General features: G+C 69.3%; 16 protein-coding genes. 6 read left to right on the forward strand and 10 right to left on the reverse strand.

Features of this window, described 5'->3' with window-relative positions; genetic code table 11:
• Positions 1-37: 37 nt before the first annotated feature.
• The 4 genes from K9U40_RS19020 to K9U40_RS19035 form a co-directional block, all read right to left on the reverse strand.
• The gene (locus K9U40_RS19020) at positions 38-715 is read right to left on the reverse strand and encodes an SH3 domain-containing protein (RefSeq protein ID WP_282891711.1); all 678 of its coding nucleotides are present in this window, start codon (positions 713-715) and stop codon (positions 38-40) included.
• Positions 716-824: 109 nt separating this feature from the next.
• Positions 825-1,550, reverse strand: a complete 726-nt coding sequence (locus K9U40_RS19025; protein ID WP_282891712.1) for an ABC transporter ATP-binding protein — start codon at positions 1,548-1,550, stop codon at positions 825-827.
• Complete coding sequence (locus tag K9U40_RS19030) at positions 1,547-2,707, reverse strand: ABC transporter permease (RefSeq protein WP_282891713.1); 1,161 nt, start codon at positions 2,705-2,707, stop codon at positions 1,547-1,549. The genes K9U40_RS19025 and K9U40_RS19030 overlap by 4 nt, the downstream gene beginning before the upstream one ends.
• The gene (locus K9U40_RS19035) at positions 2,704-3,945 is read right to left on the reverse strand and encodes an efflux RND transporter periplasmic adaptor subunit (protein ID WP_282891714.1); all 1,242 of its coding nucleotides are present in this window, start codon (positions 3,943-3,945) and stop codon (positions 2,704-2,706) included. The genes K9U40_RS19030 and K9U40_RS19035 overlap by 4 nt, the downstream gene beginning before the upstream one ends.
• 395 nt (positions 3,946-4,340) lie before the next feature.
• Between K9U40_RS19035 and K9U40_RS24715 the strand changes: the two genes are divergently transcribed.
• Genes K9U40_RS24715 through K9U40_RS19050 form a run of 3 tightly spaced genes read left to right on the forward strand, consistent with a single transcriptional unit; the run spans position 4,341 to position 5,709 of the window.
• Complete coding sequence (locus K9U40_RS24715) at positions 4,341-5,330, forward strand: response regulator transcription factor (RefSeq protein WP_349239445.1); 990 nt, start codon at positions 4,341-4,343, stop codon at positions 5,328-5,330.
• Positions 5,327-5,461: a hypothetical protein gene (locus tag K9U40_RS19045; protein WP_282891715.1), complete on the forward strand. Its 135-nt coding sequence runs from the start codon at positions 5,327-5,329 to the stop codon at positions 5,459-5,461. The genes K9U40_RS24715 and K9U40_RS19045 overlap by 4 nt, the downstream gene beginning before the upstream one ends.
• Positions 5,458-5,709, forward strand: a complete 252-nt coding sequence (locus K9U40_RS19050) for a sensor histidine kinase (RefSeq protein ID WP_282891716.1) — start codon at positions 5,458-5,460, stop codon at positions 5,707-5,709. The genes K9U40_RS19045 and K9U40_RS19050 overlap by 4 nt, the downstream gene beginning before the upstream one ends.
• A 67-nt stretch (positions 5,710-5,776) precedes the next feature.
• Here K9U40_RS19050 and K9U40_RS19055 read toward each other — a convergent pair whose 3' ends face one another.
• Positions 5,777-6,481, reverse strand: coding sequence for a DUF3313 domain-containing protein (locus K9U40_RS19055; protein WP_282891717.1), 705 nt, complete (start codon positions 6,479-6,481; stop codon positions 5,777-5,779).
• 234 nt (positions 6,482-6,715) lie between these two features.
• Between K9U40_RS19055 and K9U40_RS19060 the strand changes: the two genes are divergently transcribed.
• Positions 6,716-7,282: a hypothetical protein gene (locus K9U40_RS19060; protein ID WP_282891718.1), complete on the forward strand. Its 567-nt coding sequence runs from the start codon at positions 6,716-6,718 to the stop codon at positions 7,280-7,282.
• Between the two features lie 147 nt (positions 7,283-7,429).
• Here K9U40_RS19060 and K9U40_RS19065 read toward each other — a convergent pair whose 3' ends face one another.
• The 3 genes from K9U40_RS19065 to K9U40_RS19075 form a co-directional block, all read right to left on the reverse strand.
• Positions 7,430-8,197 (reverse strand): queuosine precursor transporter, encoded by a 768-nt coding sequence (locus K9U40_RS19065; RefSeq protein ID WP_282891719.1) that lies wholly within the window; start codon positions 8,195-8,197, stop codon positions 7,430-7,432.
• Between the two features lie 149 nt (positions 8,198-8,346).
• On the reverse strand, positions 8,347-9,549 hold the full coding sequence (locus tag K9U40_RS19070; protein ID WP_282891724.1) for a class I SAM-dependent RNA methyltransferase: 1,203 nt from the start codon (positions 9,547-9,549) through the stop codon (positions 8,347-8,349).
• A gap of 20 nt (positions 9,550-9,569) precedes the next feature.
• Complete coding sequence (locus tag K9U40_RS19075; RefSeq protein WP_282891720.1) at positions 9,570-10,358, reverse strand: TlyA family RNA methyltransferase; 789 nt, start codon at positions 10,356-10,358, stop codon at positions 9,570-9,572.
• Positions 10,359-10,576: 218 nt separating this feature from the next.
• Between K9U40_RS19075 and K9U40_RS19080 the strand changes: the two genes are divergently transcribed.
• Positions 10,577-11,137, forward strand: coding sequence for a hypothetical protein (locus K9U40_RS19080; protein ID WP_282891721.1), 561 nt, complete (start codon positions 10,577-10,579; stop codon positions 11,135-11,137).
• Positions 11,138-11,346: 209 nt separating this feature from the next.
• The gene (locus tag K9U40_RS19085; RefSeq protein WP_282891722.1) at positions 11,347-11,817 is read left to right on the forward strand and encodes a hypothetical protein; all 471 of its coding nucleotides are present in this window, start codon (positions 11,347-11,349) and stop codon (positions 11,815-11,817) included.
• A gap of 30 nt (positions 11,818-11,847) precedes the next feature.
• Here the strand turns inward: K9U40_RS19085 and ureG are convergent, their stop codons facing one another.
• Entirely contained in the window at positions 11,848-12,483 is a 636-nt protein-coding gene (gene ureG / locus K9U40_RS19090) for an urease accessory protein UreG (protein WP_282891723.1), read from the reverse strand.
• Positions 12,480-13,190 (reverse strand): urease accessory protein UreF, encoded by a 711-nt coding sequence (locus tag K9U40_RS19095; RefSeq protein WP_282891725.1) that lies wholly within the window; start codon positions 13,188-13,190, stop codon positions 12,480-12,482. Before K9U40_RS19095 ends, ureG begins: the two co-directional genes overlap by 4 nt.
• Between the last annotated feature and the right edge of the window lie 9 nt (positions 13,191-13,199).

A 13,199-nucleotide genomic window follows, 5' to 3' on the forward strand; every position in this document is an offset into this window, starting at 1 on the left:
CCACCGCCCACAGCACGGGGCGTCAAGTCGCCCTCGCTCAGCGGCTGAAGGTTCGGGTGCCGCTGTTGCCGGCGGGGCCGGTGCGGGTGACGGTGCAGGACTGGGTGTTGCCGCTGCACGAGCGCGTGCGCGAAGCGGAGGCACCGTAGGGGCCGGTGGCGCTGCGCGTGGAGGTGCAGGTGCCGCCGGAACAGGTGCGGCTCTGGCTGGCCGAGCCGCCATAGATTCCGGTGGCCGAGCGGGTGGCGGTGCAACTGCCGTTGGCGCACTGGACCGAGCGGTCATAGCTCGTCACGCGCGCGCCCGGTGCGACCGGGTAGACCGGAGGCGGCGCATAATAGCCCCAGCGGCCGTACCAGGGATAAGCCGCGTAGTAGGTGTCCCAATAGACCTTGTTGAAGGTCACGACGGTAAGGCCCACCGCCGGCGCGACGGCCGGCGTCAGCACCACCGGCGCGCCGCGATAGACCACCTGGATGTAATGGGCCGCGACCCAGCCGCGATAGACACCCATGGAGATATCGCACCAGGTGTAGCCGGAAAGGCAGCCATGGGTGGTCACCTGGACTCCGGCCGGCACCGTCGTCACCACCGGATAGGCAGTGGAGGGGCCGGCCCTCAGATTGACGTTCCCGGTCGCGACGGCAACGGTCGCAGCGCCGGCGGCCGACGATATGCAGAACACCGTGGCCAGAGCCAAAAACAGACGCTTCATCGCTTTGCCCTCCATTCCGCAAATGGCAGGCGCATCTGTGCCCGCCAGGATCACAAGGAGGCTAAAGCGACCATGTCGCCGCCGGCTGTCGCTGCCGTGACGATATGTTTCAATGTGTACCGGCGGCGCTGGCGGCGCTGTGCGCGGCCACATCGCGGGTCCGCCCGTCGCTGAGCTCGATGGTGCGGTCGAACAGGTCGAGGGCGCGCTGGTCATGGGTCACCACCGCGACCGCCGCCTGGCGGGTCCTGGCGATCTCGCGGAACAGCTGCAGCACCTGACGCCCGCGCACGCTGTCGAGGGCCGCGGTGGGCTCGTCCGCCAGCAGCAGGCTCGGCGCATTGGCGAGCGCCCGCGCCACCGCCACCCGCTGTTGCTCGCCCCCCGACAGCCGGGCGGGATGGTTGTCGAGCCGGTGGCCAAGGTCGAGGCTGGCGAGGAGTGCGCCTGCATAGGCCCGAGCCGCGCGCGGCGGCACATGGTCGATCTCGAGCGCCAGCGCCACGTTTTCCACCGCCGTGAGGAAGGGGATGAGGTTTGCCTTCTGGAAAATGAAGCCGATGTGGTTGCGGCGGAAGGTGCGCAGCCGGTCGAGGTCCGCCGCGGGATGAGAGACACGCCGCCCGTCGATGAGCACCTCGCCGGCGCTCGGCGGCTCCAGCAGGCCGGCGATGAGCAGCAGCGTGCTCTTGCCCGATCCGCTCGGACCGGAGATCCCCACCACCTCGCCGCGATGGATATCGAGCGAGACTCCGTCCAGGGCGCGCACCGTCGTATCTCCGCTCCGGTAGAGCCGCTGCACATCGCGGATGGACAGCACCGGCGGAGGGCTCACGACAAGACCTCCTGGGCCCGCACCTTCAGCGCGCGGGAGATGCCGAGCAGGCTCGCGATCGCGCAGATGACCGCCACCGCGATCCCGAGCAGTGTCACATCTGCGGGCAGGATCAGCACCTTGCGCGGGAAGAAAGGGAAGACGAGCCGCGACAGCATGAGGCCGAACCCAAGTCCACAGGCGCCGATGAGGAAGGCCTGCTGGGCGATCATGACGATGATGACGGAATTGTCCGCGCCGATCAGCTTCAGCATGGCGATCTCGTGCAGGTTTTCCATGGTAAGCATATAGATGATGAGGGACACGACGATGCCCGTCACCACCAGCAGCACGCTGGTGAAGGCCAGAATCTGCACCCTCAGGCGCCAGAGCCGCTGGTTGAGAAGCAGGTTTTCCTGCTCCGCCCGGCTCAGCACGTTCACGTCACCCCAGGAGGCGACCGCCCGGCGCACCGCCTCGGGATCGACCGCCGGATTGAGGGTCACCAGCACGGCGGCGATCTTGCTGTCCTGCGGCACCGAGCTGCGGCTGGCGGCGGCGGGGCCGGCGCCGGCGCCGGCGCGGGCCAGCAACACCTCCTCGCTGCTGCGGCGCTGGGCGATGGCGACCGCATCGTTGACGGTGACGAACAACAGGCCGTCGCCGCCCGTGTCCACCATGCCGCGGGTGAGGCCGACGACGGTGTAATCGTCCTGGCCGAGATGCACCTTCTCGCCGAGCCGAAGGCCGATGCTCATGTCTGCGACCGCCTCATAGTGGCCGGACGCGAGGGGGCGTCCGCGGACAATGGGGATCCAACGGCCGGGGTCCTTGGGAAAATCGAGCCCGGTCACGGAGGCCCGCAGCTGCCGTCCATCACGGGTGAACTGCTGGCTGAACTGCACGAAGCGGCGCGCGCTCGCCACACCGGCGATCCCCTCCACCCGGCGATCCATGGTGGAGGAGATGGCGGAGCCTTCCGAGAACGGACCTTGCCGCCCGCCCTGCACCACCCACTGATCGGCGCCGATGCGTTCGATGATGAGCAGGGCATCGGCGACGATGCCGCGATAAAGGCCGATCATGCCCATGGAGGACATCATCAGGAAGGCGACGCCCAGCGCGGTCAAAAGGAAGCGCAGCAGGTTGAAGCGGATGTCCTTGAAGGCGAGATTCATGGCCGTGCCCCGGGAGGGTCGGCGACCTTCATGCCGGCGAACACGCCCTCAGGCTGCGCCAGGATGACATCGCCCGCCTTCAGGCCGCCGCGCACGTCCACGCGAGCCTCGCCGATGGGGCCGAGCTCCACCGGCTGCCACCAGGCCCGTGCATCGCGCATCACGAACACCCCGGGCGAGCGGTCCTTGAACGCGATGGCGGCGAATGGCACCGACAGCGCATCGCGGGTGGTATTCAGGGTGATGAGGGCGGTGCCGCGCTGGCCGATGGCCCAGTTGCGCGGCAATTGGCGGGGGGCGATGTCCACGGTGAACTCGCGGGTCTCGGTGTCCACCTCCCGGCCGATGCGCCGGATCTCGCCGGGCGTTGCCGTGTCGCCGGTGGCGGTAAACAGCAGCCTCACCGGCTGGCCCTTGGTGACGCGGGCGATCGCGCTCTCGTCGAACCGGGCGGAAAGCACCACGCTCTGCGGATCCACGATGTCCACGATCACCGAGCCGGGCACCACCAGATCGCCCATGTCCATGCGCCGCGCCACCACCACGCCGTCGATGGGGGCGCGGATGGTGGCCTTCTCCAATTGCGCTTCCGCCACCCGCACCGCCGCTTCGGCGGAGGCCTCCGTGGCCCGCGCCTGGCTCACGGCAGCCTCGGCCCGGGCCACCTCGGCCAGCGATTGCTCCATGCTGGTCTGGGCGTCTTCCAGAATCGAGCGGCTGGTGGCGCCGGTGCGGATCAGCTCCTGCCGGCGGCCGAGCACGGATTGGGCATTGTTCCGCGCGGCGTTCGCCTTGCGGACCTCCGCCTCCGCGAGCGCTACCGCCTTGCGTGCGGCCTCGTGGGAGGCGAGCAGCGCCTCGCGTTCGGCCCTGAGGTCCGCCGATTGCAGCTGTGCCACCACGTCGCCGGAGCGCAGGGTGTCGCCCACATCCACGGTAAGGGTGGTGATGACCCCCTGGATGCTGGCGCTGACGCTGGCCTTGCGAAGCGCGTCGAGGATGCCGGGGCCGCTCAGCACGCTCTCGAACGGACCCGCCCGCACCACCTCGGCCTGCGTCGCGCGGGGCATCCCGTAGCGCCAGCCGGCGAGGGCGGCGGCGACGGCGGTAATGAGCGCGGCGGCGCCAAGAAGCTGGCGGCCGCGACGGGGCCTGCGTGGGCTGGGCCGGGGCGGCAGGTGCGGAGGCGTGACGGTGCCGCCCGCCTCGCTCGCAGCGGGGAGCCGATTGACCTTCAAGACACCCCCGGCTTCGGCCGGATCCCGGATACCTGCACCTGCGGACACCACACGGCATCTCCCTGAACATGGACGGCGGGCGCAAGCCTGCCGGACGCGGAGCTGTCGTCCGAGATACTCCAGCCACCGCGGCGAAGCTCAACGTGGGGGCCTATTTTTTCCCGCACATGAGCCGTACACACCAAGATGTGTTGCGAGTTTTCGATTTGTATCATTTTGTGGAGTTCGGCTGGACATGTTGAGAATCGGCCCAATCGCTGTCAGTCATCAGTTGTCATTGAACATGAGTTGCGCAGTATTCTTATCGTCGACGACGATTCAGACATTCGCCGGCTGGTCAGCGATTTCCTCACCCGCAAGGCTCCCGGGTGGAATTGGCGCAGGATGCACGCGAGATGGCCGGCATTCTCAAGCGACATGAGGTGGACCTCATCATTCTGGACCTGATGCTGCCGGAGGAGGATGGCCTCAGCATCTGCCGGCGGCTGCGCGCCGCCCTCACCGTGCCGATTCTCATGCTGACCGCCAAGGGCGACGAGACCGACCGGGTGGTAGGGTTGGAGCTCGGTGCCGACGATTATGTGGTGAAGCCCTTCGCCCCGCGGGAGTTGCTGGCGCGGGTGCGCGCCCTGTTGCGGCGCGCCAGCGTACAGCAGGCGCAGGCGCCGGTGCGGCGCTATGCCTTCGACCGGTTCCTGGTGGATCTCGATGCACGCCAGTTGTTCGCCGAGGACGAGCAGCTGGTGCCGCTCACCAGCACCGAGTTCGATCTGCTCTCCAGCTTCGTGCTGCGTCCACGCCGGGTGCTCTCGCGCGATCAGATCCTCGATTGGGTGCACGGGCGCACCGCCGACCCGTTCGACCGTTCCGTGGACATCCTGGTGTCGCGGCTGCGCAAGAAGCTCGATGGGCTGAGCCCCGGCTGCAATCTCATCAGCACCGTGCGCAACGGCGGCTATCTCATGACGGCGCAGGTAAAGCAGGTGTCCTGGTGGACGCCTCCTGACGGAGAAATGCCAATGGGCCTTGGCCTCACTGCGCGGGTTCTGTCCATCGCCGGCACCTTTCTGCTGGTGCTGTGGATCGGCTTCATCGTCGTCTTCTACCGGGCCCGCGGGCTCTCCCCCACCTCCAGCGGGCCTCCGCCGGAGCGCCTTGTCGCCATCGCCGACCTTCTCGCCTCCCTGCCTTCGCCGGCGCGCGCGGCGGCGCTGCCGGCCCTGCGCTCGCCATTGCTGGAGGTGGACCTGGTGCTGGCGGCTGAAGTTCCATCGGCGGCATCCAGCACGACGTGCGCAGCTTTACCACGAGGCTCCGGCTGCGCATTGAGCAATTGCCGGATCCGGTGGAGCGCGAGCGGGCAGAAGCCGACATCCGCGACATGATCGAGCTGCTCGACAACGCTTTACTCACGGCGCGCGCTGGCGTCGGCTCGCTGGACGAGGAGATGCTGGACCTCGCCTTGCTGGTGCGCGCGGAGGCTGCGGACCTGAGGGGGCCGCCGGCCAACCGGTGACGCTCGATACGGTGGCCGAAGGGCCCGTGTGGGTATTGGCGGACCGGCTGGCGCTGCGCCGGGTCATCGGCAACATCATCGACAATGCCATCAAATATGGCCAGCGTGCCCGAGTGACGCTGACCGTGATCGGGGATCAGGTGCGTCTCGTGGTGCGTGATGACGGACCCGGATTTCCGCCGCCGATGCGGGACTTGCTGATGGAGCCGTTCATGCGGGCCGAGCCCTCGCGGGCGCGGCACCATTGAGCTCGGCGAGGGGCAGGGCGGACAGGTGCTCATCACCCTGGCCCTGTTCCGCCTGGGTTGAGGCGACCTATTGCGGCCGGAGCTTGGCGACGGTCGCCCGCGCCAGTTCTTGCGCGCCCGCCTTGAGGCCAGCACGCGCCGCATCCAGGGGATCAAGCGTGGCGCCGATGTCGAGGGCGTTGGGATACTGCTTCGTCACATAGGCCCACAGGATCCGCCCCGAGCCGGGCTCGCGGAACTCCACCGCATAGATCACCATCCCGGAGAAGCGTCCCTCGCCGTCAGTGGCTGCGGTGAGGCCGCTCATGGCGAAGCCCACGGGCGTGAGGCGGCTCGCGGTGGCGAGCACCGGCACGCTGGCCTGGGCGCCCGTCAGCATGATGCTGAGGTCCACCGCGTCGGCTGCGGGCCCGGCGGCAAGGATGCCATGGCCCGCAAGAGCCGAGCGGAACGTGTGCTCCGATGTGGCGGCGAGTTGTGCGCGCTCGGCGGCAGTGAGGGTGCCGAACTGCTGATCGGCGCCGCTATAGATCCGCACCGGCAGAAGATGCACCGCGCGATAGCGGGCGAGGGCGTTCGCCGTTTCATAGCTGTAAGGCGTGCGCCGGCCCGTTCCCGGCGTGCTGGCGGCCAGATAGGGCGCGGAGGCGAGATCCTGGTAGTGATTGGGCGCCGGCGAATTGGCGCAGCCAGCGAGCGCCAGCGCCACGAGGCCAAAGGGGAGCGCGCGCAGCGGCGCCGAGATCAGGACGCAGGAGGAGGGACCAGTCATGGAGCAGCCTGCCGGGATGCCGGGGAAGGTCGGCCCACGGCAGCTACGGAGGCGGGGCCAGCGGAAGCGGTCCTTTTAGCGGTCTGCCGTATCCCGGGAATGTCCGGACGGTTTCAATTTGTAGCCCTGGGCTGCGCATCGATATCGCAGGACTGCAACAAATTCCTACAAACCGGAGATGCCGCTGCAAATCCACCGCCGCAGGATGAGCCCATTCCATGCACGGAGCTCATCATGTCGGTCAGAACTCTCGCCGTGGCTCTGTTCGGCGCCACCATGGCAACCGCAACGCCCATCGCCGCCTCCGCGCAGGAGGCAACGCTGGCGCGCGCACCCGCACCGCCCGCCGCCGTCCAGCCCGAAGGAGCCTATGTGGAGGAGTGCGCTCCGCCGCCGGCGATGCTCGCCGATCGCCTGGAGATGATCCGCCGGAACTATACGGGCATCCGGCTGCGGCTGGTGCTGGCAGCGCTCCTGTCGGCCCAGGAGACGGCCATCGGCATCACGGCCGAGCAGCAGGAGGCCTGGCGCAGCTACACCAACGCCCTGCTGGCGCTGGTGCCGGAGCGCGAGCGGGTGCTCGCCCTCCTCGGCGCCGCCGATGGCAAGGACGACCTCAGGGGTCCCGAGGCGTTCGGGCGGGCTGAGGCGGTCGCAGATACGCTGATCGCCTACGCCACCAAGGCGCAGGCCCTCAAGGCGGCGGTCGCGAACCTGCGCGACAGGCTCTCGGCGCAGCAGTTGGAGGCGGCGCGCATTCCCCGGCTGCAGCCCGGCATCATCGGCAGGGAGCCGTTCTGAGCCTCGTTGCTTCCGGACCGCCCACGCGCTGTGCCCGGCGCCGTGGGCGGGCTTCCATTTTAACTGACGGGGTTTCCTCGCGCGCTGGCGGCCACATCGCCCGAAGCCGCGCAGAAGCGCATCCGGCGATGATCCGTGCGCGCGCCCTCAAACCTTGGTCCGGAAGGGCGTGAAATCGGTGCCGACATCGAACACGTCGATGCCCTCCCGGCGCTTCATGAAGCCGACGATCCTGTAGGTCACCGGCGTCAGGAGCACCTCCCAGCCCACTTTCATCAGGTAGTTGGAGATCATCACCATCACCACCAGGTGCGTCTCCCACACCCCGAGGAAAGCGAGAGGATAGAAGATGAGGCTGTCCACCGCCTGCCCCACCACCGTCGAGCCGATGGTGCGCGTCCACAGGTGACGGCCACCGGTCACGAGCTTCATCCATGCCATCACATAGGCGTTGGCGAACTCGCCGCACCAGAAGGCGAGGATGGAAGCGGCGAAGATGCGCGGCGTCTGGCCGAACACGGTCGCCAGCGCCTCCTGCGCCGGCCAGCCGGGAGCGGGCGGCATCGCCACCACCGCCGCCGCCATGGCCGCCGCATAGACCGAGGCGAAGAAGCCCACCCACACCACGCGCCGCGCGCGGGCATAGCCGTAGACCTCGGTCAGCACGTCGCCGAGCACATAGGACAGCGGGAAGAACAGCACCGCCGAGCCGAAGATGACCGGCCCGATCCACGGCACCTCCACCACCGAGACCTTGGCGGCGCCGATCAGGTTGGAGCAGATGAGGATGACCGAAAAGGCCACCATGCAATAATCGTAATAGCGCAGGCGCCGCCCTTCGAGGGCGCGCGCCTCCACGGCGCGGATGCCGGCGGGCTCGTTCACGCCTTCCACACCGAAAATGGCTTTATCCAACTGGGGTTTCACGGGGCAGCCTCGAAAATGGTCGGGCCGGCCGCCGCCCGGCTCCTGCGAGCCCCGGCGCGTCCGGCCCCATGCTGCACCGCATTAGAACGCAGAACCGGCACGGCGCCTAGCTTTCCCAATGTCAGAGGCTTCCGCCGTCAGCCGCGCTGGAAGAAGGCCACCAGCTCCACATGGGGCGAATAGCGGAACTGGTCCACGGGCGTCACCTCGACCAGGCGGAAGCCACCGGCGATCAGCAGCCGGGCGTCGCGCGCGAAGGTGGCGGCATTGCAGGAGACATAGACGAGGCGGGCGAGCTTCGCCTGCGCCAGCTCACGCGCCTGCGCTTCCGCACCCTGTCGGGGCGGATCAATGACCACCGTATCGAAAGCGGCGAGCTCGGCCGCCATGAGCGGGCGGCGGAACAGGTCCCGCGCCTCCCCCTCCACCGCCTTCAGGCCCGGCGTGGCGCGCGACGCCTTCATGAGCGCGGCGAGGGCGCCGGCATGGCTCTCGGCGGCGAAGACGCGGGCGGTCTCGGCGAGGCGCAGGGCGAAGGTGCCGGCGCCGGCGAAGAGGTCGGCCACCCTGCGGGCGCCGGCGCTCGCGGCAAGGACCGCATCCGCCAGCACGTGCTCGCCCTCGGCGGTGGCCTGGAGGAAGGCGGCAGGAGGCAACTCCACCTTCGCCCGGCCCATGGACAGGATCGGCGCGGTGCGCTGGAGCACGAGTTCCCCATGCCGCGTGAGACGGGCGAGGCCGAAGCGCTCGGCGATGGCTGCCACGTCCACGAGCAAGGCCGGCGGCAGCGGCCCGGAGCCGCGCACATCCATGTCCAGCCCGGTGTCGGTGGCCACCACCTGCAGGTCCAGCGGCTTCTTCAGCGGCGCCAGCGCGGCCGCCACCGCCCGCGCGGCCGGCAAGGCGGCGTCGAGGCTGGGCGCCAGCACCGGGCAGGCATCGAGCGCCACCATGGCGTGGGAGCGCCGCTCGGCAAATCCCACCACCGTGCGCGCGCCATATTGCCGGGCGTGGAAGATGACACGCCGCCGCCCGGCGCCATGGGCATCCACCACGGGGTGAACCTGCGCCTCGATACCCTCACGCGCCAACGCCTCCGCCACAAGCGTGCGCTTCCACGCGAAATAGGGCTCGAGCTGCCAGTGCTGGAGCAGGCAGCCACCGCACGTTCCGAAATGACTGCAGAAGGGCTCCACCCGCTCCGGGCTCGGGGTGAGGACGGCGTCGAGCGCCAGACGGTCCTTGTCGATGCGCCCGCGCACGGTTTCGCCGGGCAGCGTATAGGGCGCGAACAGGGCGCCGTGCGGCCCCTGCGCAAGGCCATCGCCCTGCGCGCCCATGCGGGCGATGAGAAATTCGGTCACGGCCTGCCCGCCCCCACCAGAAACTCGCGATTGCCGTCGCCGCCCTCGATGGGAGACGGGATGCGTCCGAGAAGACGCCAGCCCAGCACGCCGATCTCACCTGCCACGCGGGCGCAGACGGCCTCGTGGACGGCAGCGTCGCGCACCACGCCCTTGCGAACGGCGGCCCGGCCGGCCTCGAACTGCGGCTTCACGAGGGCCACCAGCGCGGCTTTCGGCCCCGCGAAGGCAAGCGCCGCCGGCAGGACCAGAGCCAGCGAGATGAAGCTGACATCCACCACCACGAGATCGACGGGTTCAGGAATCGCGGCGCGGCCGAGGGCACGGATGTCGGTGCCCTCCATCAGCCGCACCTCAGGGCGAACGGCGAGGCGGGGATGGAACTGATCGCGCCCCACATCCACCGCATAAACGCGCCGCGCGCCCCGGCGCAGCAGCACCTCGGTGAAGCCGCCGGTGGAGGCGCCCACGTCCAGCGCCACCATGCCGGCAGGAGCGATGCCGAAGGCATCCAGCCCGGCCGTGAGCTTCAGCGCGCCGCGGGACACGAAATCGTGAACATCCGCAGCCTCGATCCGCGCATCGGCCTCCACCTCGGTGGAGGGCTTCGCAACCACCACGCCATCCACCCGCACCAGCCCTGCCGCCAGCGCCGCCTGCGCGCGGGCGCGGCTTTCGAACAGGCCGCGCTCCACCAGCAGGCGGTCGATGCGCACCCGCCGCGGCGCGCCGGAGGCCGTCTCCGGCAGGGTGGAGTGTTGGGGATCAGACTGCGTTTTCACCATTTTTGCCGTAGGGCGCCTGTGCCCGAGGTCGCGGGCCGCCGGGGGCCGTGATATGCGATGGCTCAGGGCGACGCAAACACCTGTCTTCTCGGGAGCCATTGGCGATCGGCGGCCGCGCGGCCGTGGGTTCAGCGCGGATGGGACGGGCTTCGGGTCCGTTCCGACCGAATGGATGCTCGGGGCGGGGCTGCTGTCTCAAGGGCGAGGACCTCTGATCCATGGGCGCATGGCTTGTTTCGCGGGTGGCGGTGGCGACGGCGCTGGCGGTGGCGCTCGCGTCCTCGATGGCGATACCGGCGACGGCGGCGCCGAAGGACAAGGCCAGGTCCGAAGCCAGAAAACCGGAAACCAGGAAACCGGAAGCCAAACCCGATCCGCGTGTGTGGATGCTCGCCAAGGCCGACGACACCTTCGTCCTGCGCTACGGCATGCCACGGGCTCCCGATCCGGTCTTTGCCATGGCCTGCCAGCCGGGGGCGCAGCTCATCCTGTTCACGGCCGAGGCCGCTTCCGGCAAGGTCAAGGCCGGTGACGGCGTGGCGCTGACGCTGGTGGCCGGCAAACGGCGGCTGGAGCTTGCAGCCTCCGCGTTCCGCGCCGCAACCGAGGGGCGGGTGGTGGTGGAAGCCGCGGTCTCGCTGGATGGCCGGGTGCTCGACCTGCTGGGCGAAGGCGACACGCTGGTCGTGCGGATGCCCGGCGCCAGCGACAGCTATCCCCTCGCCGGCGCCAAGGCCAAGCTGGGCGACTTCCGCAAGGCGTGCCTTACCGGCCGGTAGCTGAATACGTCGCAGCCTCGCGCCCGGCGGGCTCCCCGGCCTGTTCGGGGCGCATGGCTGATCCGGGAACATCTTGTTCTGCAACGGCCTGAAGGCACCGATTCACCGAACCGGAAGGTTCCGCATGCCCCGTCGACATGGCACCGCGCGACCATCTTCCTCTTTGCCGCGTAGTGGGTATGATCCGCGCCGCAACGAGGACCCCTGTCATGTTTCGTCCCGCTCTCGCAGTCGCAACTCTGCTCGCCTTCGCCGCGCCCGCCGCCGCGCAGCAGAAGATGACCTGGCACACGCAGGAGTCCGATGACAGCGCCGCCCTTGTCTTCGGCGTGCCGGAGACGGACGAGGTGGCCATTTTCTTCCTGTGCAAGCCCGGCACGCCGGGCCTCACGGTGCAGTCCATGATCGGCTCGAAGGGCCTGGAGAAGGACGCCGACACCCGCCTCATCCTCACCGCCGGCGGCACCAAGAAGAGCTTCGCCGGCAAGGGCATCGCCAATGAGGAAAGCGGCGCCGTGGATGTCGAGGCCACCGGCCAGATGGCCGACCTCAAGGCCCTCGCCAAGACCGGCGGCACCATGACCATCGAGGTCAAGGGCGCCAAGCGCAGCGTGTCCCTGTCCGGCATGGCCGCGGCGGCCACCAAGTTCGAGGCCGCCTGCAGCAAGCCCAAGAGCTGAGACAGGATCTGAGGGCCGCGCGGCCGGCCCTCAGGCCGCCGCCGAAAGCCCTCCGGCCTGCTCGATGAAGCGGGCCACCACATCCACGCCGGCGCCGTTGCGGATCGAGGCGAATACGTAAGGCCGCCCGGCCCGCATGCGGATGGTGTCCGCCTCCATGATGGCGAGGTCGGCGCCGACCATGGGCGCGAGGTCGGTCTTGTTCACCACCAGCAGGTCGGAGCGGGTGATGCCCGGCCCGCCCTTGCGCGGGATCTTTTCCCCGCCCGCCACGTCGATGACGTAGATGGTGATGTCGGCAAGCTCCGGCGAGAAGGTGGCGGCAAGGTTGTCGCCGCCCGATTCGATCAGCACCAGGTCGAGGTCCGGAAAGCGGGCGCTCATGTCCGCCACGGCGCGCAGGTTGATGGAGGCATCCTCGCGGATGGCCGTGTGCGGGCAGCCGCCGGTCTCCACCCCCAGGATGCGCTCAGGCTCCAGCGCGCCGGCGACGGTGAGGAGGCGCGCGTCCTCCTTGGTGTAGATGTCGTTGGTGATGGCGCAGATATCGTAGCGCTGCCGGAACGTCTTGCAGAGCGCTTCCATGAGCGCCGTCTTGCCCGAGCCCACCGGGCCGCCGATACCGACACGCAGGGGCGCGCGCTTGAGGGATTCGCCGGAACTCATGAGCGGAACAGCCTCGTATATTGGGTTTCGTGGCGAAAGCTGCCGAGATCGGCGCGGAAGGTGGCGCTGCCGATGTCGTCGAGCGTGAGGGCGGGTATTTCCAGCGCCAGCGCGTGAACCGTGGGTGCCAGCCGCGCCACCACGCGGGTGCCCGCGGTCTGCCCGATGGGGGCAAGGCGCACAGCGGCTGAAACGAGATTCTGCACCGTCGCCAGCAGGAAGGCCTCGACCGTGGGTCCCAGCGGCAGGCCATGGACGCCGGCGGCAAGCCCCACCGCGACGGGATAGGCCACTTCGCCCACCAGCGCCGCCGCGGCCTTGTCGAGGCCCGGCGCAGGCCAGGACGCGCGCACCGCTTCGAGGAACGAGCGGCCCTGCTGGCAGGTCTCCAGGCGCAACTCGGCGGACGGGGCGAAGGCGACGGCGAGGGTATTCACCTCGGCCAGCGCCCCCTCATCCCCTGCACCGGCAGCGCGGTGGGCGTGGGCGGCGAGGATGGCATCGGTGCGCCCGAATCCCACCGCGAGGAGATCGCCGAGGAAGGCGCCGATGCTCTCCTCATCGCGGATGTCACCGGCCTCCACCGCCCATTCGAGGGTATGGGAATAGGCATACGCGCCCACGGGAAAGGATGGGGTGAGCCACGCGAACAGCGGCAGAAGGCTGGAGGCCGTGCCACTGCCGGCTGCCGGCCCCTCGCCCGCCACGCCCTCGCC

The organism is Xanthobacter autotrophicus, assembly GCF_030015065.1.
Classification (GTDB): domain Bacteria; phylum Pseudomonadota; class Alphaproteobacteria; order Rhizobiales; family Xanthobacteraceae; genus Xanthobacter; species Xanthobacter autotrophicus_D.

Excerpts from the sequence above, each read along its gene's own strand:
- K9U40_RS19020 (WP_282891711.1), bottom strand. The coding sequence starts at position 715 with ATGAAGCGTCTGTTTTTGGCTCTGGCCACGGTGTTCTGCATATCGTCG.
- K9U40_RS19030 (WP_282891713.1), bottom strand. The coding sequence starts at position 2,707 with ATGAATCTCGCCTTCAAGGACATCCGCTTCAACCTGCTGCGCTTCCTT.
- K9U40_RS24715 (WP_349239445.1), top strand. The coding sequence starts at position 4,341 with ATGGCCGGCATTCTCAAGCGACATGAGGTGGACCTCATCATTCTGGAC.
- K9U40_RS19045 (WP_282891715.1), top strand. The coding sequence starts at position 5,327 with ATGATCGAGCTGCTCGACAACGCTTTACTCACGGCGCGCGCTGGCGTC.
- K9U40_RS19055 (WP_282891717.1), bottom strand. The coding sequence starts at position 6,481 with ATGACTGGTCCCTCCTCCTGCGTCCTGATCTCGGCGCCGCTGCGCGCG.
- K9U40_RS19060 (WP_282891718.1), top strand. The coding sequence starts at position 6,716 with ATGTCGGTCAGAACTCTCGCCGTGGCTCTGTTCGGCGCCACCATGGCA.
- K9U40_RS19070 (WP_282891724.1), bottom strand. The coding sequence starts at position 9,549 with ATGGGCGCGCAGGGCGATGGCCTTGCGCAGGGGCCGCACGGCGCCCTG.
- K9U40_RS19075 (WP_282891720.1), bottom strand. The coding sequence starts at position 10,358 with ATGGTGAAAACGCAGTCTGATCCCCAACACTCCACCCTGCCGGAGACG.
- K9U40_RS19080 (WP_282891721.1), top strand. The coding sequence starts at position 10,577 with ATGGGCGCATGGCTTGTTTCGCGGGTGGCGGTGGCGACGGCGCTGGCG.
- K9U40_RS19085 (WP_282891722.1), top strand. The coding sequence starts at position 11,347 with ATGTTTCGTCCCGCTCTCGCAGTCGCAACTCTGCTCGCCTTCGCCGCG.
- ureG (WP_282891723.1), bottom strand. The coding sequence starts at position 12,483 with ATGAGTTCCGGCGAATCCCTCAAGCGCGCGCCCCTGCGTGTCGGTATC.